Source organism: Natronomonas sp., from assembly GCF_047616845.1.
Lineage (GTDB): Archaea > Halobacteriota > Halobacteria > Halobacteriales > Haloarculaceae > Natronomonas.
The window spans coordinates 11,537-31,900 of record NZ_JBLGBY010000015.1 but is presented as its reverse complement, the minus strand read 5'-3'; the positions used below and the strand labels follow the sequence as shown (position 1 = coordinate 31,900).

Below are 20,364 nucleotides of genomic sequence, written 5' to 3'. Positions count from 1 at the left end.
GCAGCCCCAACCCGTCAAGCCAACTCCTCGGGAGAGCGGCTGCCGATGAATCGCCGGCCAGCAACGGCGAGGCCGACGGCGAGGAGGACGTAGCCAGCGAGATGTGCGTAGGTCGTCACCGTCGCGCTGTCGATGGCGAGCAGCGCGACCGTCGTGGCCGGATGCTCCGGGAGTGCGGCCGCGGCGGCGAAGGCTGCGAGCATCCCGAACGAGTAGGTCAACTGTGCGCGCTGGCGAATCGGGACGGTGACCGCGAGCAGCGCAGCGAAGGCAACGGCGATGGTCGCCATTGCGCTCGCGAGAACGACGAGCGCGGCGACGTTTCCGACCTGGATGCCGTTGAACCACAGCAGGACGAGCCACAGCAACAGCTGGGCGGGGACGAGCGCGGCCATGACGCCGGCTTTCGATTCGACGATTTCGGCCAGCGAGACGGGCGCCACGCGCAGCAGTTCGAGCGTGCCGCGCTCGATCTCTTCGGTAAGGGAGTCGACGACGACGGCACCGCTTATGAACACCGGCAGGAACAAAAGGAGCGGAACGAGGATGGTGTAGCTGAAGCCGAAGTAGGGACTAGCATTGATGGTATCCGGCAACGGCAGCGGCGTGAAATCCAGATGCTCGGCTCGGTCGCGACGCTCGTCACGTTCCAGCCGCTGGAGTGCGGCGCGCAACTGGACGACGATGAGCGTCTTCTTGACGTCGGTCTGAGGCGCCTCGACGGAGACGGCTATCCTGCCGTCCCGTTTCTGGGCGTGCGCCACCGCTTGCAACCGGTCGCGATTGAACGCCGTGCGGGCCTCGGCGCGGGTGTCGTAGGTGACCGTTTCGAGGCCGTCGACCTCCCGAGCGGCTGCGACGAGTGTGTCAGCCTCGTCGCCGGTAACGCCGACGACGACATCGCCCTCAGACGCTCCGGGGTCGTACAGCGAGGTCAGCCCGACGACGAGGAACGAGGAGAACCCCGCGATGACGAGCTGGATGAGCAACGCGAGGACGATGGTCTTCTCACGAGACAGCGAATCCAGCTCCCGGCGAGCGATAGCGACTCTAGACAAGGCGGCTCACCACCGTGACGTTATAGGCGACGTGTACCAGTATGGCCGAACAGAGCCCGGCCGCGAACGCCGTTCGCCCTCGGCTGGCGCCGAGCGAACTGAGTGTCGCGGTCACGACGTGGAGGCCGAACGGAGCGATGGCAAGCAGCGCGATGACGAAGGGGTCGCCAGCACCGAGGCCGGTCTGGAAGGCCGCGTCGGCGACGGGCTGGCCCGGCAGGCCGACCAGTTGCACCAGCAGAGAGAGCTTCTCTGCGAGGAAGAAGCCGGTGCCGGCAGCGGCGCCGACCGTCACCGCCGTCACGACGGTTCGGTCGTATTGGGAGTGGACGTACCCGGCGTACACCGGCAGCCCCTTCGCGAGTTCCTCGATGACGGCGATGATCGCGAACACGAGCGGAACTGAGAGAGCAACGGGGAGTGCGAAAAGCAGCGCGACCGCGAGCAGTTCCGCGACGAACACGAAGGGAACGAGCAAGGCGACGACCAGAACGAGGCTCCTCGGACGCCGGATGCGACCGGCGAGTGCGTCGAGCGCCTTGAGGTGGACGGGCCGCTGGGTGAACAGGTCTTCCTCGCGATACACGCCCAGGCCGAGCAAGAAACAGATGCACGCGACGAGCGTCGGTGGCCCCGTCGAGAAGACGAACTGACCGGGCGTGACGCCCGCGCTCGTGAGGTCTTTGACCGCGATAGTAAGCGGGGAGACGAACGCCACCGCGCTCGTTTCGGCGAAGATGGCCGGGACGAACGCATAGCAGGTCAAAACGGTACTCACCGTGACAGTCACGAAGGTGAGTTCCTTGAACGACCGGGCGAACATCGCCCCGAGGAACGTCGTCGCGAGGAAGAGCAACGCCAGCGGGACGACGGCGAGCACCGACAGCGGGCCCGCATCGCTGCCGAGCAGCCACAGGCCGGCGACAGTGACCGATGTGATAGCGATGGAGCCGAGCAGATACGGCAGCGTCTTGCCGAAGACGATCTCGGAGCGACTGACGGGCGCGACGAGCAGCAGTTCGCCGCGTCTGTCGAGGCGTTCCGAGAGCATCGAACTCCCGTACGCCTGGATGAGGAAGTTCAGGGGGAGGACGAAGAGGAAGGCGAGCACGAGCGACTGGAACGGGAACGGCGGCTGAATGTCGGAGGGGGAACCGGACGTGCTTGCGGTGCCGAACAGGTCGAAGGCCCCGAGCGACGGCGCCCCGAACCGCCCGCCGGAATCGCCGGTCGGCGTTTCGGTGGTCTCGCTGCCATCGGTGTCTTCTGACCCCCCACCACCGGAGCCGCCCGACCCGCCTCCGGTGCCGGCCGTCGGCGTGGATTCGGCTTGCCGGTCGACGTACTGGATGGTGACGGTCACGGGGAACGCCGCCGTCTCGTTCGACTCCCGCGCCATCTGTCGGTCGTTGTAGCGGTCGATGGATTCACGGAGCGCGGCCAGCGCCGCGCGGCTCTTCTCGGTTCGCTCGCCGTTCTCGGTGGCGAGATAGATGACCGTCCGGCCGGCGCGTTCGGTGATGTAGAGGTCGTAGCGGTCGGCCGCGACGAGGTGACCGTCCTGAACCGCGTCCGGGCTCGGCTCCACGACGGCGAACGTCGGGTCGTCCGCAATCGGGTCGTGGAAATCGCTTCCCTCGTCGACGCCGACGCGGTAGATGCCGTCCTCGATGGCAGCGCCGCCGACGAGCCCCATGACACCGACCGCGAGGACGAACGCCGTGGCTGCGATGGCGACGGCGATGACTCCTCTGTCGAGGCCACCGATGCCTTTCGTCACCTCCCAGCGTGCGATTCTGAGGAGTTTCCGCGGGCGCATCAGGCCTCCGTCGATTCGCGGCGCCGTTCGGAGTCATCCGCTTCGGCCAAATCGAGAAAGAGCCGTTCGAGGCTCGGTTCGACCGTCCGGATGTCATCGATTTTACCGCCGCGTGCTTCCGCCGTCTCGCGGACGGCCTCGACGTCGTCCATCGCCTCGACGATGCGGCGATAGCGGCCGTTCTCACGAACCGCATCCGGCACGTCGACCGTGGTGAAAACGTGGTATTCGGTGCGACCGTACTGCTCGCGGAGTTCCTCGAGGGCGCCTTCGGCGACGATGCGGCCCTCGTTCATGATGGCGACGCGATCACAGACTTCCTCGACGTGGTAGAGGTTGTGCGCCGAGAACACGACGGTTCGACCTTCGTCCGCAAGCTCGCGCGTGAAGTCGATGATGTAGTTCGTCGTCAGGGGATCGAGCCCCGAAGCCGGTTCGTCGTAAATGAGCACGTCGGGGTCGTTGACGAGCGAGCGCGCGATGGCGACCTTGCGTTTCATGCCCTTCGACATATCGCCGAGCGGGCGTGTTCGGTGGTCGAGTTCGAGGCGGTCGAGGGCATCGTGGATACGCTCGTCGGCGACGGCGCGGGGAACGTCGTAGAGGTCGGCGAAGAAGCGGAGATACGAAAGCGGCGTCATCTCCTCGTACAGCGGGGACTCCTCGGGCAGGAAGCCGAGCAAGCGGCGCGTCTCGCGGTCGTCGGCTGGCTTGCCGTCGATCTCGACGCGGCCGCTCGTCGGTTCGAGGAGTCCGGCCAGCGTCTTCAGCGTCGTCGTCTTCCCGGCGCCGTTCGGCCCGATGACGCCGTACACCTCGCCGGACTCAATGCTGAAGGTGCTGTCTTCGACGGCGACGAAGCCGCCGTACTCCTTCCGGAGTTCACGTACGTCGATCACATACGATTCGTCGGGCCACGGTTACAAAAACCCGGCCCGCGAATCGAGACGTATGCGACCCGAACGGACGCCGGACGGACTGCGGTTCGTCGTCGGCCGCGACATCGACGCGCCAGCCGATACCGTCTGGGAACTACTCATCGACACCGAACGGTGGCCGGAGTGGGGGCCATGCGCCAGTGTGTCAGCAGGCGTGTCGGGCGATTACTGCGTTGGCCGAGGAATAGCAACCTGGGTGGGCGAACAGGATTCAGGAAGTCGGATAGCGGTGCGTTATTCGGGGTTCGCGGCGACGCTGAAATCGCGTACGGAGTGGAGGTCGTCACCGAGGCCCGTTCCGTCGCAGTCGTCGTTCGGGCAGGCATAATGCCAGCCGTCGCGTGTGGCGCGTCGCTCGGAGAACTGCTCGCCGCAGCTCTCACAGATGAGCGCCTCGGAGGAGCAGGTGTCCCGATGGAGCTCGTACTGTAGTTCGCTCGTGAACGTCTGTTTGCAGTTCCGGCACGTGTGAGTCATACTCGGAAGTCTACCGTCGATGGTAATAGAAGTGCCTCTTCGTTCGCCAAGGATTCTGCCGCCAGCAAAGCGCGTTTCGAGCTATTTCGCACGGTAGATGGATGTTCGTCCACTAACCAACGCTCGGTCAGTTCGGTCGGGTCGAGACGCGTCGGCTTACAGGCCGACGTTCAGCGCGTAGGGCCACGCCGCGCCTGCGAGCGCGAAGAAGACAAGTGCGCCACCGGCGCCGAAGACGTTCTTCAGGAAGCCAGTCATCTCGTTCTGTGCGTCCTCACCCTCCATGTTCCAGAAGTCGTGCATCGTGACTGCGGAGACGAGGAGGAAGATGGCGAGTGCGGGCGCGCCGATGGTGGGCAGCACGCCGGCGATGAGCGAGAGGCCGCCGAACACGAGGAGGCCACCGCTGAAGAGTACGGACGCCTTCGGGGCCGGGATACCCTTGAAATCAGCGTAGCCGGTCATCTCCTCGACGTTGCGGAAGTGGTTGACGCCCATGAACGCAAGCACGCCTCCGAAGAGGATGCGCGCGAGCAGGAACACGATGTCGGCGCCTGCGGTTTCGAACATCATCGCCCCTCCGTAACCGCGGGCGTTCGGGCAGCGATACCGTCTGACTGCGAGGTCAGTAACATTACACAATCAGGTAGGGATTCGAACTGTTATGTACGTTTCCTAACAATCGGGTTACCCAGTAACACCACTGTTACGACACGGATAGACACAGCCCATTTTTATGTCAGCGAATCCAATTGATTCCATGGGCATACGGCGCCAGAAGGTACGGCGGCTCGTGGCAGCCGCGAGCATCAGCCTTCTCGGCGTCGTTCTCCTCTTGATTCCGCTGGTGGACATCTACGACGACCACGTCGTTCCGCCCCAAACCTCCCTCTCCTCGACGGCCCTCGAGAACTTCGTGTTGGCCGCGCTGGCGCTCGTGCTCGTCGGCAGCGGTGTCTGGCTGTACCGGCGCGAGTGGGACACCGACTACGTCGTTCGGACGGCGACGTGGACGGTTGGTGGAACCGTCCTGTTTGCGGCGTCGCTCGGCTGGGTGGTCGCAATCCAGCGGCTTATTCAAGGGCGGTTTAAGCCGATTTTCATCACCGGCGGCGCCATCGTCATCGGCGCTGTCGCGGTGTTCGCCATCGGCGTCTACGACACCCGGCGGAGCCAGCGCGACAACTGGCTTACCCTGGAGCGTGACCGCCTCTCGGCGCTTTTCGACAACACGACGGACGCCATCGCTGCTGTCGACTTTTCGGGTGACGGCACGCAATTGCTTGAGTCGAACGATGCGTTCGACGCCGTCGTTGACGACATGAGTGCGCTGTTCTATGACATCGTCTCGGCGTACGACGACCCCCGTGGCGAACAGGCTATGTTCAAGCAGGTACGGGACGGTGATTCCTTCCGCATCGAGGTCGAACACACCTCCAACGGCGAGAACCGGTCGTTCATCGTCCAGGTCATTCCGTACTTTCGGAACGACGGTGACGAGGCGTTCATCGTTATGACCGACGTGACCGACCAGAAGCAGCTCGCTCGCGAGGTGGCCGCCCGGAGCCGCATCGAATCGCTGCATTCGGTCACCTCTGACATGACGGGCGCCGACAGCGAACAGGAGGTGTACGACCTCGCGATGGAAGCCGGCGGACGGATACTCGAATTTGATGCTGCCTGCCTCATCATCGATGGCGAAACCGTGGCGACCCGCGGTGTTGACACCTTCATCGACGCCGATATCGCCGCCAGCGTCGCAGAGGACGAACAATTCATCGAAGCCGATGGCGGCAGCCGCATCTCGACGTCGGGCGGCAGAATCGTTCTGACGACGCCCGTCGGCGACCGCGGTGTGTTTCAGGCGCGTGCCACCCACGATTTCACCGCCGCCGAGATTAACGCGACGGAGCTGCTCGTCACGCATCTCGATGAGACGCTCGAACGAATCGAGTTCGAACACGACCTCCGTGAGGAGCGCGAACGGCTCGAGCTACTCAATCGCATCCTCAGACACGACCTGCTCGACGGCATGAACACGGTTCGAATGCAGGCGCAACTCCTCGATGGTCACGTCGACGAGGAGAGCGACGACAACCGCGAACTCATCGTCGACCGGGTGGACGACATGGCCGACCTCGTCCAGACGGCTCGCTCGTTCATGCAGACCACCATCGGCAACGAGTCGCTTGCGCTCGAATCCATCCGCGTCGACGAGGTGATTCGGTCGGAGCTGTCGACCGTCGAGACGGATTATCCGGATGCAGACCTCTCCGTCGAGGGCGACCTCCCGACTGTGACCGTCGAAGCGAATGACCTCCTCGAGGAACTGCTCACCAATCTGCTCGTCAACGCTATCGAACACAACGACGAGGAGACGCCGCGCGTGATTGTCAGTATGCGGGCGACTGACGACGAAGTGGTCATCGACGTCAGCGACAACGGCCCCGGAATCCCGCCGACGGAGCGCGACCGGCTCTTCGAGAAGGGCCAAAAAGACGAGCAGAGCAGCGGCACCGGCCTCGGCCTCTACTTCTGTCGGGAACTCATCGATTCCTACGGCGGTTCCATCTCCGTCGATGACAGCGAGATTGGCGGGACGACGTTCACCGTTCGGCTCCCTCGCACGGCATGAATATTTATTCACTGACCGCATACCCAACGGTATGTCGAACGCCCCACAGCAGGTGGAGTCGGTCTGCCCGGTCGTCGAATCGATGGAGGAGATCGGTTCAAAGTGGCGGCTGCTCGTGCTCCACGACCTGCAGGACGGTGAAAAGCGGTTCAACGAACTGAAGCGGTCGACCGAGGCCAACGCCCGCACGCTCTCGCGCGTGCTCGATGATTTACAGGAGATGGGCTACGTCGAGCGCCGCCTCGAAGAGGACTCTCCGGTGGCCACCTACTACTCTTTGACCAGCAAGGGTGAGTCACTCTGTCCCGTTTTCGACGAGATAGAAGCGTGGGCCGAAGACTGGCTCGATATCGCCAACTAATCGTCAGGCGTACTTCTCCGGATACGCGTCTTCGAGCAGCTCCGGCTGGTTCAGGAGTCGTTCACGCACCGGGTCGATGACCGCCGAGATGGCCGCCGAGGCGGCGGGCTTGAGGTCAGCCGGGTGGAGCTCACCAGAGACGAAATCCTCCTCGAGCGGTTCGTAGCCGTCGTAGACGAGGTCACCGCCGTACTCCTCGGGGCGCTCGACGACGAACGACTCCGCACGCTCTTCGAGCACTGGGAAGACGAGGAATTCGAGATACTCGAGCACGCCGTTGTCTTCGACTTCACCGGCCGGGCAGTAGGCGCCGTTGATCTTCTCTTCGACCGCTGCGTCATCGTCTGTGAGGTTGACCTTTGAGGACTCCTCCGAAGCCGACATCTTCCCACCCGTGAGCCCCGAAAGCAGCGGCGCGAACACACAGGCCGGCTTCTCGTAGCCGTGGTCGGGCAACTGCTCGCGTGCGAGCATGTAGATACCGCGCTGGTCGATGCCGCCGTAGGCGATGTCGGCGTCGAGGGCGGCGACGTCCAAGCTCTGCATCAGCGTGTAGATGAGGCCACCGAGTTTCGGGTTCTCCGATTGGCGGACGACCTCGCTGCCGGCCCGCTGGGCGCGCGAGAGCGTCGTCTCGGCCAGCATTCGGTACAGATCGAGCGTGTAGGGGTCTTCGAGTTGGTACTCCGTGCCGCGAACGAACGAGACGGCGTCAGGGTCGGCGCCCGCGGCCTCTATCATCCCCTCAATTGAAGCCTCGTAATACTGCGAGCGAGCGTCGAGCAGTTCGAAGGGGCTTTTCGCGTCGTCGAGATGGGCGTGAAGGTCGGCGATGAGCACCGTCACGTCGAGGCCGGCCTCGATGAAGTCGGCGAGTTTGCGCATCGTCGTGAAGTGGCCGATGTGCATCTCACCGGTCGGGGCGTAGCCGATGTAGGCACTCGGGGAGTCGCGCTCCTCGAACAGTGCCTCGATTTCGGCTTCGGTGACGACCTCCTCGGTGAATCGCGTGACCAGTTCGGTCCGCTCGGCCGTGTCCATGGGCGTGCTACCGTGAGGTGACCGATAAAACGTTCGGGTAGCGGGTTTCCAAGCAAACGGTTCACACAATCGCCGGAGAGCCAGCACGAATGCCCGGAGACGGCACACCCAAGACGCTGCTACACCACTCTTCTGTATGTGCACTGGGCGCACAGAGAAGCCCTGTTGTCTCTGTGGACGGCCGGAACACGACCAGCGCCCGCTGGAATCCGAGATGCTCGTCGAGGCGCGTGACATCGTCGAAGCACGTATCGTCGAATGGTCGCTTGACGAACTCGATGCTGCCGTCGAACCTGTTTCTTAGAGTACCATTGTCTGACGAAACACGTATTTTATCGCGCTGACACAGGTATGTAACCAAGGGGCACACACGAATGCGCAACGACCCGACGATTCTGATTGCAGACGACGAACCGGCGCTTGCAGACGGCCATGCCGCACAACTCGAGGCGTACGACGTGCGGACGGCCTACGACGGAGCGGGTGCACTCGAAGCACTTGATGCCGACGTGGACGTGGTGTTGCTTGACCGTCGGATGCCGGGCCTCTCCGGCGACGAGGTGCTCGAACGAATCCGACAGCGCGACATCGACTGTCGGGTCGTCATGCTCACCGGCGTGGAGCCCTCCGTCGACATCGTCTCGATGGGGTTCGACGAATACCTTCGGAAGACGGTCTCGAAGCGAGAACTGGAAGCCACCATTGAACGGATGTGTGACCGGTCGACGTACGACGCAAAACTGCAGGAATACTTCGCGTTGGCCTCGAAACGAGCGGCACTGGAAACCGAACATCCACAGTCGGAACTCGAAGCGAAGCCGAAGTACGAACACCTCTGTGAGCGTCTGGAGGCGGTCGAGCAAACACTCGACACCGTGCTCACAGACCTGCCCGAAGAAGACGGCTATCTCGTCGCGACGGACGACCCAGCGAGCACCCAATCCGACCGGAGCGTGAACTGACCGGCCCTCTTATGGGCGGAATTCGAAGCGGGCGCCGTCGGCATCGGCCGCTTCGACATCCCAGCCGTGGCGGTCGGCCGCAAGCGATACCAAAGCGAGTCCGATACCGGTGCTCCCCTCGCCCGACCGGCCCCACTCGAAGAGCTCTTCTGCGGGTGCGTCGGCGAACCCCTTGCCATCATCCTCGACGTAGAAGCCGCCGCTGTCGAGGGGGGCCACATCGACCGTGACATCCTCGCCGCCGTGCTGCACGGAGTTGCGGAACAGATTTGACAACAGCAATCGAAGGAGACGGTCGTCCGCCTCGACAGCCCCCGGATGGGCATCAAGCGTCGCTGCGTTCGTCGACACGCCGTCCCAGACCGCCTCCGCGACGGCATCGAGTTCGACCGGGTCGGTGCTGAGGTCTTGGACGATCAAGGCGTTCACTTCGTTGACCACGTCGTCGATGCGGTTCAGCGCCGACGCCACGTGGTCGAGGTGTTCGTTCGATTCCTCGATGAGGTCGAGATGCACCATCGCGAGGTCGAGTTGGTTGTTGACCTCGTGGGCGATCGCTTCGCCGAGCAGCGCGTATCTGGGGCGGTACGTCTCATCCAGCGAGACGAACGAAGTGACCAGTCGCCCCAGCGCCGCCAGTTCGGCGTCGCCGACCGCCTCATCAGTCGTGCAGACGAGACAGCGGCCGTCGAATGGAACCGCCACGGTGTATCCGCCGTCGGACTCGACTACCGACTCACCCCGCCGAACCGCCCGCGACCACGGCACGTCCGCGTCGATGTCGAACGCGTGGAGCGCCGATTTCGGCACGCCAGCAGCCGATGTCGGTACGAGGGCAGACCCCTCCTGGCGGACGAGCCACGCCGTATCGTAGCCGACCTGTTCGACCAACGAGTCACAGAAGCGAGCGACGCCATCGCCGTCGCCGTCGCTGTCGACGAAACCGCCGCCGACCGCACTCAGTCGCCGCAACCGTCGCTGTGTTCGCGCGATGCGTTCGTCGTCGAGTAACTCCGTGAGTGTTCGCTCGACCGCCTTGGCATCGACTGGGACGACAGCGTCCGCCCGTGTTTCCGGGACGTCCGTCGTTGCGACGGCGACCGGCGTCCCTCCGTGGGTCTCTCTGACGTGTTCGACGGCTGTCCCGACAGAGACGTCGAGTGCCGGAACGACGAGCACGACGACCGCCACGTCCGCCGGCGTCAGCATTGCCACTGACGAAACCCGCCCGACATCGAACGCGTTGGCACCCTCTACGACTGTCCGCGTCGACTGACTGTCACCACCAACGACACGAACGCGACGAGAGCGTCCCGAGGTACTCCTCTCCAACGTTGTCGAACGTCCTCCTGCGGAGGACATAAGCCTGCTGACCGCCACGCCCAGCGTCACGAAAAAATCACGCGGAAATTTCGGTTGAAAGGTTTTATAACCGAACGCGGATTTAATCCGCACCAACCCAGATGAAAGGATACATCATCGTCGCTGCTGTTCTCCTCATGCTACCGTCGGTCGTTGGTGTCGCCGCTGCCGACGCACCGATGGCGGACGCTGGGCTTGACCAGACCGTCTCCGTCGAGACGACCGTCTACCTCGACGGCACCGGATCGACGCACCCGGACGGCGACATCACCGCCCACGAATGGACGATTCGGACACCCGATGGTCGAACCATTAGCCCACACTGCCCGACATGTGCCCGAACCCAGTTCACCCCGACAGCGCCAGGCCGATACGAGGTGACGGTCGAGGTCATCGCTGCCGACGGCCAGACGGCCACTGACACGCTGTACGTCTACGTCAACGACGCCGGCCCCGAGGTCACCCTCTCTGGAAAACGGACACCAGCTCCGTCGGAGCCAGTCGAGTTCACCGCGACAGCTGAAAGCTCCGATGCGGAGCTCTCCGAAATAGCGTGGGCCATCGAGGACGAAATCATCGCCACACGCCCACTGGACGGTACGAGTGACGAGAGCACGCTCGAGTTCGCGTTCACCGAGATCAGAACCCACCGCGTGCAGGTGGTGGTGAAAGACGCCAACGGCCGTACGGCCTACGACCAGGTACTCGTCCAGCCACGGGAAGACGACGCCGACGAGACATCGTTGAATTGGTCGGACACAGACCCCATTGCACCCGAACCGGGGTGTGCGGATCTGGATTACCTGACAGCGAATCCGGGCGAGTGTATGGACGCGGAACCACGGACGTCCCCCCCGACAGTAACACCGACGCCGACACCGGAGCCATCTAATCCCTCAGATGAAGGTAACCGAGACGAGTTCGCGCTGTTCGAAACGGACGGCTACGTCGACAGATTCAATCTTGGGTCTCGAATCAAAAATTCAGCGTACATCGGCGAGACAGTGAGTAGCCTCGGCATCGACGGCGGCGAAAACGCCCCGTGGAAGACGAGCGTGAGCGAGCAACTGTACGAGGATACGGTCGGCACGGTATCGAAGGCCCTCTTCGGTCAAGAACGCAAAACGGTTTCCTGTGAGGTCACTGGTGGGGAGATCAACGCCTGTGACGAGACGATTCGACAACTCGAAAACGAAGGCCGGACGATGAACGTCCGGTCGCCACAAGAAGGTGGCGCGTACTCTGCATATGGGTTGGCAGGTGCCGAGAGGACTACAGGAACTGATTTGACACATCTTGAAGACGGGCAAAGAGGAGAAGCCACTATCGTGATTCAGCAAGATCGTGAAGGGCTCATAAATAAAACAGTCAAGACCACGAAAGAGACGACCAAGGATTCCATTGAGAAGGTTCGTGACATCACCAGTCAAGAAGAGCAGCAGGAAGCGGATTCAGGAGATAGCGATTCAGGGCCTGCACGAACCGGCGAACCGTCGCAGCCCACCGAGCCTCTAACCCATCACGAAACGTCTGACTCGGCTAGCGACTCTGAGAGTACATCGGATAGAAGTTCTGTATCGGATAACGACATCTCTCTTGATATATCGGGGAGTCTGTCCGGAGGTTTAGCTTCCGGTGACGAACATAGAGATACCACCTCAACTGATGAATCAACCTCGTCGGTTCCGGAGATCTCTATCGGTTCGACCGATACCGGGGGCTTGGTAGCGTGATGACGAAAGAGAAGCCACAGATTGGCAGACGGAGGTATATATCAGGGGCAGTATCGGTCGTCATTTCGGCGTTTGCTGGCTGCAACGACAGCAGAAGAACGGCCGAGGATACGAGCGGTGATTCGAATAAGTCGGCGACGCCGAACAGCGACGAGCCGAAAGGCGTGGAAAAAGCCCGAAGACGAATCAAGCTGGTTTATCGGCAACTTGACCGATTCCCGATTGTCGAGGGGGGTGAGTTCTCATTCGATATTCAGCGATTCGACGAGGAGTTCGACAGAGAGCAGATACTGACCCAGACCGAAGCGGCTGAAAGAATACTTCGTGGATCCGATTCATCGACGAAGACGAGTGACGAGATTACACGCCTGTTGGCCGCCACACGACTCGCGGAGTACCGTATCAAACAACGAATCCTCATCTACCGAACTATCGTCGCGGGTATGACGTACCGAAACCTACTCCGGGAGTCGGAATACGAGACGGCGACGAAAGCGATTCGCGATGGCCGTCGCTTTCTCGAGCAGTTACAGACTGTGGGAAAGCAAGCCGAAAGCGAACTACAAACCCTCGGTCGCGCTGAAATCGTGGGATACGACCGCGAATCGATTCATCAAACGCAGAAGATATTAATCGAAGTTACACAGTGGACATCTTCGGCGTATCGGGGGTTCCACGACATCGTTCGGGGCTTCGGACGGTTGCAGTTGGCCAATCCAGAGATCGAAGCTGGCAACTTCAAGCAGGCGGGACGCTACTACGCCGAGGCGAACGAATTTTTCGCCGATGCCGAAGCTGCTTTGGACAGGACGCACGGCTACAACCAGAAACTGGAACGTCTGGCCCAACTCGTCACGGAATTCCGATGTATGCTGCCGACGCTTCAGGAGGGTTGTGATGATTTGCAGACTATGTTCGAGACCGTCGACCCAGAAAGTGAAGAGATTCCCGAAGGTACGAGAGAAACCCTGATAGAGATGCGGAATCGAATTGATGAGTGTTGACAGTTATTTGCAGAAACGGATAATTCGATTCTGAATATGGGCTGGGAAAAAACGGTTCTGAACGGCGTGTCGGTTATCGGCCTCATCGTTATTTGTGTCGTGATTAGCCTTGTTTTCGCGGTTCAGACCGGCGTCATCGATCAAACCTATGAGCCAGATGTGAACGGCCCGACGAACACGAGTGGTGTTCCAGAAGTCAGCGCTTCAAACTATTCCAGTGTAGACGGGGAGGAACTCGAGATGGCGATTTACCACGAGGTCAACGAGAGACGAGCCGATGCAGGAAAAGAGCGGCTCGTCCACTCCGAACGAGTTCGTCTCATAGCCCGATTACACAGCAAGGATATGGCCGATCGTGATTTCTTCGACCACACCAATCCGGACAATCTCGGTTCTCCCGGTCGTCATGAAAAGTACGATGGGTGTGAGAGCACGAATGAAAATCTCTATTTTTTGAAGCCGCTCCCGACAAATAATTCAGTGCGAATCGCCGAGAAAGTCGTCAATAGTTGGGCGAATTCATCGGGGCATAACACGACTCAGATGAGTGAATCTTATTATGTAACAGGCGTCGGCGTCTACATCACCCAAAACAGCACGCTATACGTGACCCAGAATTTCTGTCGAGAGCACCCGAACGCTTAGGCGCCGATATACTCCTCGTTGAACACCCACTCGCCGTCGTCTTTGACCATGTACTCGCCGTAGTAGGGGACGCGCTCGTCGACCGTTTCGCGGAAGGTCTCGCGAATCTCGGGTTTCGTCATCTCACCCATGCTCTTGAGGTCGTCGTTGCGGTTGAGACAGCCCTTGAGATAGCCTTCGTGGGTGACACGAACGCGGTGGCAGTTGGCGCAGAAATCCGCGTTGCCGACGGGGTCGACGATTTCTACCATGCCGCCGGGGGAATCGTGGCTGTCCGCTCCGTCTTCACCGACGAAGTATCGGCGGCGACCGTGCATCTCGCGTTCCTCGATTCGGTCGGCTTGTTCTTCGAGCCAGCCATGGACGCGGTCGATGTCGACAGCCCACTCCGGCCGGCCGGCGAGTTCGGGCATGTACTCGATGAGCTGGAGCTGGAGGCCGTCGTTCTCGGCGACGTGGTCGACCATCTCGGGGACGTAGCCGGCCGTCTTCTCGAAGACGACCATGTTGAGTTTGACAGGGGCGAGTCCAGCATCGAGAGCGGCGTCGATGCCCGCGAGGACATCGTCGTAGGCAGAACTCTTGGTGACGTTCTGGAAGGCCTCCGGCGAGAGGGCGTCCTGCGAGACGTTGACGCGTTCGAGGCCGGCGTCAGCGAGGGCGTCGGCGCGTTCGGGCAGGAAGGTGCCGTTCGTGGTGAGCGACGTTTCCATCGAGTCGGGAGTGCGGCGGATGATCTCTTCGAGGTCATCACGGAGCATCGGTTCGCCGCCGGTGAACTTCACCGAGTCGACGTCGAACTCCGAAGCGACCTCCAGGAACCGGACGACATCGTCGGTCGACATCTCGTCGTCTGCCGGTTCCATGGGGCCCCGTGTGTCCCCGAGCCCTTCGTTGTGGCAGTAGACACAATCGAAGTTACATCGGTCGGTTAGGGATACCCGAACACCGGTCACCTCCCTACCGAACTCGTCCTCAAGCATACGCGAACCTTCGCGTACTGTTGCTTAAAATCGACGCCGTCTCTGGCCGTTCAGTAACTGAATCTGGTTACAACGACGAGCGAACGCGGCAATGACGACGGTCGGTCGGGGTGTCGGGCGCGTGCGGGTTCGCGGGCGGTCACAACCCTTATCGGCGCGTCGTGACCTATCGGGGGTATGGACGAGGACGCGATACGTGAGCGGCTTTCGTCGGTCGAAGACCCCGACCTCGGCGATGATATCGTTTCGCTGGGACTGCTGAACGATGTGACTATCGACGACGATACAGTGTACATCGACCTCGCGCTCGGGGCGCCGTACTCGTCGACAGAGACGGCGATGGCTGGTGAAGTGCGTGGTGCGCTGGCCGACACGGGGCTGGAGATCGAACTCTCCGCGAGCGTCGATACCGGCCTTTCGGCCGACGAGCAGGTGCTTCCGGACGTCGAGAACATCATCGCCGTCGCATCTGGGAAAGGCGGCGTCGGCAAATCGACTGTCGCGGTGAACCTCGCGGCCGGCCTCTCGAAGATGGGCGCCCGCGTGGGCCTGTTCGACGCCGACATCTACGGGCCGAACGTCCCGCGGATGGTCGAAGCCGACGAGCGGCCGAAGGCGACGCACGACGAGACTATCGTCCCGCCTGAAAAGTACGGGATGAAGCTGATGAGCATGGATTTCCTCGTCGGTGAGGACGACCCAGTCATCTGGCGTGGGCCGATGGTGCACAAGGTGTTGACCCAGCTGTGGGAAGACGTCGAGTGGGGTGCGCTCGATTACATGGTCGTCGACCTGCCGCCGGGGACGGGCGACACGCAGTTGACGCTCTTGCAGTCCGTGCCCGTCTCGGGAGCCGTCATCGTGACGACGCCGCAGGAAGTCGCGCTCGACGACGCCCGGAAGGGGCTGCGGATGTTCGGCAAACACGACACGCCCGTGCTGGGCATCGTTGAGAACATGTCGGGGTTCGTCTGCCCGGACTGCGGCAACGAACACGACATCTTCGGGAAGGGTGGCGGCGAGGAGTTCGCCGCCGAGATGGAGATGCCGTTCCTCGGCCGGATTCCCCTCGACCCGTCGGTTCGCAAGGGGGGCGACGCGGGCGCACCCATCGTTCTCGACGACGACAACGAGACGGGCGAGGAGTTCCGGACGTTCGCCGGGGAGACGGCGAACATGCAGGGTATCGTCCGCCGGCGAGAGGTAAGCGAAAAGCGGTAAGACGATGGCCGAAAACGACGCGACCGACAGCATCGCCCCCGACAACGAACGGGCCGAACTACTGCGCGATGTCGCCGAGGATATCCGCGGTGACTCCTCGGAGAGCAAACAGGTTGCAGCGATGCTGTACCGGGTTTCCGACCTGTACGATGCCGACGAGGAGACATCCCCGGAGGAGATATACCGGAACGTCCGCACGATTCTGGATGTCAAAGAACGCGGCGGGCTTCCGGAACGGGACTGACAGGGGAGCTATCGGCCGTCGGAACGCGGCCCGACAGAACCGTCGTATCGTTGTGCTTAAGTACGGTGGTCGGGTACCGTTGAACGCAATCGATGTAGGGGCTCCGGCCCCGAGTCCGAGAGGGCGAAGATACACGCACGCGAGTCGTGGTAGCCAAGCATGGCCCAAGGCGCAGGGTTGCTAACTCTGTGGCGTACAGCCTCCGGGGTTCAAATCCCCGCCACGACGCTAATCCAATCCACACATGAGTGCAGAAGAACCCCAAGCGGACGAGGAAGAGGAGGACATTCAGTACTTCGTCCGTATCGGACAGACCGACCTCGACGGGACGAAAAGCATCGAGCGTGCGCTCACCGACATGAACGGTGTCGGCCGCCGCGTCGCTCGCATTATCGCAGAAAAAGCAGAGATCGACCGCCGAAGCGTACTCGGCAAACTCGACGAAGACGAGATCGATAGAATCGTCGAACTCGTCGAAGGCTACGCCGACGAAGTGCCTTCGTGGCTCACCAACCACCAGGACGACTTCTACACCGGCGAGACGACCCACGAGATCGGCAACGAGCTCAATATGACGCGTCGTCAGGACATCAACCGGATGAAGAAGATCGACTCCTACCGAGGCGTCCGCCACAAGCGCGGACAGAAGGTTCGCGGTCAGCGAACCAAGTCCACGGGCCGAACCGAGGGCACCATCGGTGTCAACGTCGAGGCAATCAAGGAAGAACAGGCCGAAGAAGCAGCGGAGGGCGGTGAAGAATAATGGCGCTCGGTAACAACACGAAGTTCTACGAGACGCCGAACCACCCCTTCCAGGGCGAGCGTATCGCAGAGGAGGGCGACCTCGTCTCCCGATACGGCCTCGCCACCAAAGAGGAGCTGTGGCGGGCACAGTCCGAACTTCGAGACTACCGCCGTGAGGCTCGCCGTCTGCTCGGCGACTCTCAGGGCGACGCCGAAGCCGCCGCGGAAGCCGGTAGCGATTTCCTCGCCCGGCTGAAGCGCATCGGCGTCCTCGACGACGAGGACAGCATCGACGACATCCTGTCGCTGGACGTCACCGACATCCTCGAACGGCGCCTGCAGACGATCGCCTACCGGAACGGTGTCGGTAACACGCCCAAGCAGTCTCGACAGTTCATCGTCCACGGACACGTCACCGTCGGCGACGCTCGGGTCACCGAGCCGTCGGTCAAGATCGATGTCACCCAAGAGGGCGACATCGAGTTCGACGAGACGAGCCCGCTTTCGGACGAACTCCACCCAGAACGAGCGGAGGGTCAGTAAATGGCAGACGACAACACCTGGGGCATCGCACACGTGTATGCCTCGTTCAACAACACGATCATCACGGTAACGGACCTGACCGGCGCCGAGACGATTACGAAATCGTCCGGTGGGACGGTCGTGAAACAGAACCGCGACGAAGCGTCGCCGTACGCGGCCATGCAGATGGCCGAAGTCGTCGCCGAGTCCGTCCAGGACGCCGGCATCGACGGCGTGCACGTTCGCGTGCGCGGCCCCGGCGGAAACCAACAGAAGAACCCCGGCCCGGGTGCGCAGGCGACGATTCGTGCGCTGGCCCGTGCCGGCCTCGAAATCGGTCGTATCGAAGACGTGACCCCCATCCCGCACGACGGTACACGCGGCCCGAAGAACGCAGGATTCTAACATGACAGAGGAGTACGAGGTAACGTTCATCGACCGCGACGAACGGAACGCGAAGTTCCTGGTTCGCGGCGTCACGCCCGCCTTCGCCAACGGCATCCGCCGAGCGATGGTCGCCGACGTGCCGACGCTCTCGGTCGACACCGTTCGTGTCATCGAGAACTCGTCGGTCATGTTCGACGAGCAGATCGCGCTTCGGCTCGGGCTCATCCCGCTGACGACGCCGGACGACTACGAGCCGGACGACATTGTCACGCTGGCCATCGACGTCGAGGGGCCCGATACGGCGTACTCGGGCGATCTCGTCTCCAGCGACGATCAGGTTCAGCCGGCCGACGAGAACGTACCCATCATCGATCTCAAGGAAGACCAGCGCTTGGAGCTTGAAGCCGACGCCAAACTCGGTCGCGGAAAAGACCACGCCAAACACCAGGGCGGTGTCGCAGTCGGCTACCGACACCTCCAGCGTGTGAACGTCGTCGGCGAGAAAGGCGAGTACGAGGACGACGACCCCGAGATCCTCCGCGGCGTTATCGAGGAGGACGGCGAGCTCGTCCGAACCGAGGAGTTCGACAACGACCTCAGCCAGCGGTATCCGGGCAAAGAGGTCGAAATCGAGGACGTACCGAACGCGTTCGTCTTCGATGTCGAAACGGACGGCTCGATGTCCGTCGAGGATCTCATCCTCGATGCCGTCGGGTCGCTACGCGGACGCGCCGACGAACTCGAAGAAGCAGTGCAGCTGTAACAGAACGAATCAATGACATCCCACGCCCCTACCACGATGGCCACCACATCCGGTGGCGAACGCCTCCGGTCTGTAAGCGGCGGTGCGGCCGCGCGCTCGCAGACGGGAACGACCGGTGACATCCGGTCGACCGAAAGGGGCTTTAGTGGGGATACAGAATCCACAGACGCGAGCAGGGATAGCCAAGTCAGGCCAACGGCGCAGCGTTCAGGGCGCTGTCCTGTAGAGGTTCGCAGGTTCAAATCCTGCTCCCTGCATCCATTTCTCAGGAGAGATATCCGATGAGTAGTAAAACGAACCCGAGGCTGTCAAGCCTCATCGCCGACCTGAAGTCGACCACCCGGAACGGTGGTGGCGAGGTCTGGAGCGATATCGCCGAGCGTCTCGAGAAGCCACGAAGCACGCACGCGGAGGTCAACCTGGGTCGCATCGAGCGATACGCTCAGGAGGACGAAACCGTCATCGTGCCCGGCAAGGTGCTCGGATCCGGTGCCCTTCGGAAGGAGGTCACCGTCGCTGCTGTCGACTTCTCGTCGACAGCCCAGACGAAGATCGACACGGTTGGCGAAGCGATAGAACTCGAACAGGCGCTCGAAAACAACCCCGAAGGCTCGAACGTGCGGGTGATTCGATGAGCTACGCAGAATTCGACGCGGACGTCGTCGTCGACGCGCGTGACTGTATCATGGGTCGTGTCGCCTCTCAGGTCGCACAGCGCGCCCTGGATGGCGAGCGTGTCGCGGTGGTCAACGCCGAACGCGCCGTCATCACCGGCAACGAAGAAGACATCATGGAGGTGTACCGCAAGCGAAGCGAGATCGGCTCCGACAAGGGCCCCAACTACCCGAAGCGGCCCGATCGTATCTTCAAGCGCGGAATCCGCGGCATGGTGCCGTACAAGGAGACGCGCGGCCGCGAGGCCTTCTCGAACATCCGTGTCTACATGGCCAACCCATACGACGACGCGGAGGTTCTCGAAGACACCTCCCTGGATCGACTGTCGAACATCAAATTCCTCTCGCTGGGCGAAATCAGCGAGAAGTTGGGTGCTAACGTTACATGGTAACTAACACGTCCGGAAAGAAGAAGACGGCCGTCGCACGAGCGACGGTTCGTGACGGCTCCGGTCGGGTTCGGATCAACTCCAAGCCCGTCGAGCTGGTCGAACCCGAGCAGGCGAAGCTGAAGATGCTCGAGCCGTTCCGTATCGCAGCCGACGACCTTCGCGACGACGTCGATATCGACGTGTCGGTCTCCGGTGGCGGCTTCGCCGGGCAGGCCGACGCGACCCGAACGGCGATCGCTCGCGGACTCGTCGAGCACACTGGTGACGCCGAACTCCGGGACGCCTACAAGTCCTTCGACCGCTCGCTTCTGGTCAACGACGTTCGGCAGTCCGAACCGAAGAAGTGGGGCGGCCCCGGCGCACGGGCTCGCTACCAGAAGTCCTACCGCTAGGTGATTC

At 62.0% G+C, this 20,364-nt stretch carries 24 protein-coding genes and 2 tRNA genes; 18 read left to right on the top strand and 8 right to left on the bottom strand.

Features of this window, described 5'->3' with window-relative positions; all coding sequences use genetic code 11:
* Positions 1 to 14: 14 nt before the first annotated feature.
* The 5 genes from ACI8UR_RS04995 to ACI8UR_RS04975 all read right to left on the bottom strand — a co-directional run bounded on the left by ACI8UR_RS04995 (position 15) and on the right by ACI8UR_RS04975 (position 4,862).
* The gene (locus tag ACI8UR_RS04995) at positions 15 to 1,058 is read right to left on the bottom strand and encodes an ABC transporter permease (RefSeq protein ID WP_411713908.1); all 1,044 of its coding nucleotides are present in this window, start codon (positions 1,056 to 1,058) and stop codon (positions 15 to 17) included.
* Positions 1,051 to 2,877: a PrsW family intramembrane metalloprotease gene (locus tag ACI8UR_RS04990; protein WP_411713909.1), complete on the bottom strand. Its 1,827-nt coding sequence runs from the start codon at positions 2,875 to 2,877 to the stop codon at positions 1,051 to 1,053. The genes ACI8UR_RS04995 and ACI8UR_RS04990 overlap by 8 nt, the downstream gene beginning before the upstream one ends.
* Positions 2,877 to 3,776 carry an ATP-binding cassette domain-containing protein gene (locus ACI8UR_RS04985; protein ID WP_411713910.1) on the bottom strand — a complete coding sequence of 300 codons (900 nt, stop codon included), beginning with the start codon at positions 3,774 to 3,776 and terminating at the stop codon, positions 2,877 to 2,879. The genes ACI8UR_RS04990 and ACI8UR_RS04985 overlap by 1 nt, the downstream gene beginning before the upstream one ends.
* 273 nt (positions 3,777 to 4,049) lie before the next feature.
* Positions 4,050 to 4,292 carry an HVO_2901 family zinc finger protein gene (locus ACI8UR_RS04980; RefSeq protein ID WP_411713911.1) on the bottom strand — a complete coding sequence of 81 codons (243 nt, stop codon included), beginning with the start codon at positions 4,290 to 4,292 and terminating at the stop codon, positions 4,050 to 4,052.
* Between the two features lie 156 nt (positions 4,293 to 4,448).
* The gene (locus ACI8UR_RS04975; RefSeq protein ID WP_411713912.1) at positions 4,449 to 4,862 is read right to left on the bottom strand and encodes a DoxX family protein; all 414 of its coding nucleotides are present in this window, start codon (positions 4,860 to 4,862) and stop codon (positions 4,449 to 4,451) included.
* Between the two features lie 190 nt (positions 4,863 to 5,052).
* Here ACI8UR_RS04975 and ACI8UR_RS04970 point away from each other — a divergent pair, with 190 nt between their 5' ends.
* Together ACI8UR_RS04970 and ACI8UR_RS04965 are read left to right on the top strand one after the other, a co-directional pair.
* Positions 5,053 to 6,927, top strand: a complete 1,875-nt coding sequence (locus ACI8UR_RS04970; protein WP_411713913.1) for an ATP-binding protein — start codon at positions 5,053 to 5,055, stop codon at positions 6,925 to 6,927.
* A gap of 31 nt (positions 6,928 to 6,958) precedes the next feature.
* Entirely contained in the window at positions 6,959 to 7,288 is a 330-nt protein-coding gene (locus ACI8UR_RS04965; RefSeq protein WP_411713914.1) for a winged helix-turn-helix transcriptional regulator, read from the top strand.
* A 3-nt stretch (positions 7,289 to 7,291) separates the two neighbouring features.
* Here the strand turns inward: ACI8UR_RS04965 and ACI8UR_RS04960 are convergent, their stop codons facing one another.
* The gene (locus tag ACI8UR_RS04960; RefSeq protein ID WP_411713915.1) at positions 7,292 to 8,329 is read right to left on the bottom strand and encodes a tyrosine--tRNA ligase; all 1,038 of its coding nucleotides are present in this window, start codon (positions 8,327 to 8,329) and stop codon (positions 7,292 to 7,294) included.
* Between the two features lie 136 nt (positions 8,330 to 8,465).
* Between ACI8UR_RS04960 and ACI8UR_RS04955 the strand changes: the two genes are divergently transcribed.
* Both ACI8UR_RS04955 and ACI8UR_RS04950 read left to right on the top strand, forming a co-directional pair.
* Entirely contained in the window at positions 8,466 to 8,633 is a 168-nt protein-coding gene (locus tag ACI8UR_RS04955; protein WP_411713916.1) for a hypothetical protein, read from the top strand.
* A 70-nt stretch (positions 8,634 to 8,703) separates the two neighbouring features.
* Entirely contained in the window at positions 8,704 to 9,291 is a 588-nt protein-coding gene (locus ACI8UR_RS04950; RefSeq protein ID WP_411713917.1) for a HalX domain-containing protein, read from the top strand.
* A 9-nt stretch (positions 9,292 to 9,300) separates the two neighbouring features.
* On the opposite strand, the gene ACI8UR_RS04945 is transcribed toward ACI8UR_RS04950, so the two are convergent.
* Complete coding sequence (locus ACI8UR_RS04945) at positions 9,301 to 10,500, bottom strand: sensor histidine kinase (RefSeq protein ID WP_411713918.1); 1,200 nt, start codon at positions 10,498 to 10,500, stop codon at positions 9,301 to 9,303.
* A gap of 254 nt (positions 10,501 to 10,754) precedes the next feature.
* Between ACI8UR_RS04945 and ACI8UR_RS04940 the strand changes: the two genes are divergently transcribed.
* Genes ACI8UR_RS04940 through ACI8UR_RS04930 form a run of 3 tightly spaced genes read left to right on the top strand, consistent with a single transcriptional unit; the run spans position 10,755 to position 14,035 of the window.
* Positions 10,755 to 12,386, top strand: coding sequence for a PKD domain-containing protein (locus tag ACI8UR_RS04940; protein ID WP_415087613.1), 1,632 nt, complete (start codon positions 10,755 to 10,757; stop codon positions 12,384 to 12,386).
* The gene (locus ACI8UR_RS04935) at positions 12,386 to 13,390 is read left to right on the top strand and encodes a hypothetical protein (RefSeq protein ID WP_415087612.1); all 1,005 of its coding nucleotides are present in this window, start codon (positions 12,386 to 12,388) and stop codon (positions 13,388 to 13,390) included. The genes ACI8UR_RS04940 and ACI8UR_RS04935 overlap by 1 nt, the downstream gene beginning before the upstream one ends.
* 36 nt (positions 13,391 to 13,426) lie before the next feature.
* A complete protein-coding gene (locus ACI8UR_RS04930) occupies positions 13,427 to 14,035 on the top strand; it encodes a CAP domain-containing protein (RefSeq protein ID WP_415087611.1) in 609 nt (202 codons plus the stop codon).
* Here ACI8UR_RS04930 and moaA read toward each other — a convergent pair.
* Positions 14,032 to 15,018: a GTP 3',8-cyclase MoaA gene (gene moaA, locus ACI8UR_RS04925; RefSeq protein WP_411713922.1), complete on the bottom strand. Its 987-nt coding sequence runs from the start codon at positions 15,016 to 15,018 to the stop codon at positions 14,032 to 14,034. The genes ACI8UR_RS04930 and moaA overlap by 4 nt on opposite strands.
* A 177-nt stretch (positions 15,019 to 15,195) precedes the next feature.
* Here moaA and ACI8UR_RS04920 point away from each other — a divergent pair, with 177 nt between their 5' ends.
* The 11 genes from ACI8UR_RS04920 (at position 15,196) to ACI8UR_RS04870 (ending at position 20,357) form a co-directional block, all read left to right on the top strand.
* Positions 15,196 to 16,239, top strand: coding sequence for an Mrp/NBP35 family ATP-binding protein (locus ACI8UR_RS04920; RefSeq protein ID WP_411713923.1), 1,044 nt, complete (start codon positions 15,196 to 15,198; stop codon positions 16,237 to 16,239).
* Positions 16,240 to 16,243: 4 nt separating this feature from the next.
* Positions 16,244 to 16,483: a hypothetical protein gene (locus ACI8UR_RS04915; RefSeq protein WP_411713924.1), complete on the top strand. Its 240-nt coding sequence runs from the start codon at positions 16,244 to 16,246 to the stop codon at positions 16,481 to 16,483.
* Positions 16,484 to 16,626: 143 nt separating this feature from the next.
* Positions 16,627 to 16,711 (top strand) — tRNA-Ser (locus ACI8UR_RS04910).
* A 16-nt stretch (positions 16,712 to 16,727) separates the two neighbouring features.
* The gene (locus tag ACI8UR_RS04905; RefSeq protein ID WP_411715234.1) at positions 16,728 to 17,246 is read left to right on the top strand and encodes a 30S ribosomal protein S13; all 519 of its coding nucleotides are present in this window, start codon (positions 16,728 to 16,730) and stop codon (positions 17,244 to 17,246) included.
* Entirely contained in the window at positions 17,246 to 17,770 is a 525-nt protein-coding gene (locus tag ACI8UR_RS04900) for a 30S ribosomal protein S4 (protein ID WP_411715235.1), read from the top strand. Before ACI8UR_RS04905 ends, ACI8UR_RS04900 begins: the two co-directional genes overlap by 1 nt.
* Entirely contained in the window at positions 17,771 to 18,154 is a 384-nt protein-coding gene (locus ACI8UR_RS04895) for a 30S ribosomal protein S11 (protein ID WP_411715236.1), read from the top strand. It abuts the gene before it with no gap.
* A gap of 1 nt (position 18,155) precedes the next feature.
* Positions 18,156 to 18,899, top strand: coding sequence for a DNA-directed RNA polymerase subunit D (locus ACI8UR_RS04890; RefSeq protein ID WP_411715237.1), 744 nt, complete (start codon positions 18,156 to 18,158; stop codon positions 18,897 to 18,899).
* Between the two features lie 172 nt (positions 18,900 to 19,071).
* Positions 19,072 to 19,156 (top strand) — tRNA-Leu (locus tag ACI8UR_RS04885).
* Between the two features lie 24 nt (positions 19,157 to 19,180).
* Positions 19,181 to 19,534, top strand: a complete 354-nt coding sequence (locus tag ACI8UR_RS04880) for a 50S ribosomal protein L18e (RefSeq protein WP_411715238.1) — start codon at positions 19,181 to 19,183, stop codon at positions 19,532 to 19,534.
* Positions 19,531 to 19,965, top strand: coding sequence for a 50S ribosomal protein L13 (locus tag ACI8UR_RS04875; RefSeq protein ID WP_411715239.1), 435 nt, complete (start codon positions 19,531 to 19,533; stop codon positions 19,963 to 19,965). The genes ACI8UR_RS04880 and ACI8UR_RS04875 overlap by 4 nt, the downstream gene beginning before the upstream one ends.
* Entirely contained in the window at positions 19,959 to 20,357 is a 399-nt protein-coding gene (locus tag ACI8UR_RS04870) for a 30S ribosomal protein S9 (protein WP_411715240.1), read from the top strand. Before ACI8UR_RS04875 ends, ACI8UR_RS04870 begins: the two co-directional genes overlap by 7 nt.
* The last annotated feature ends 7 nt before the right edge of the window (positions 20,358 to 20,364 follow it).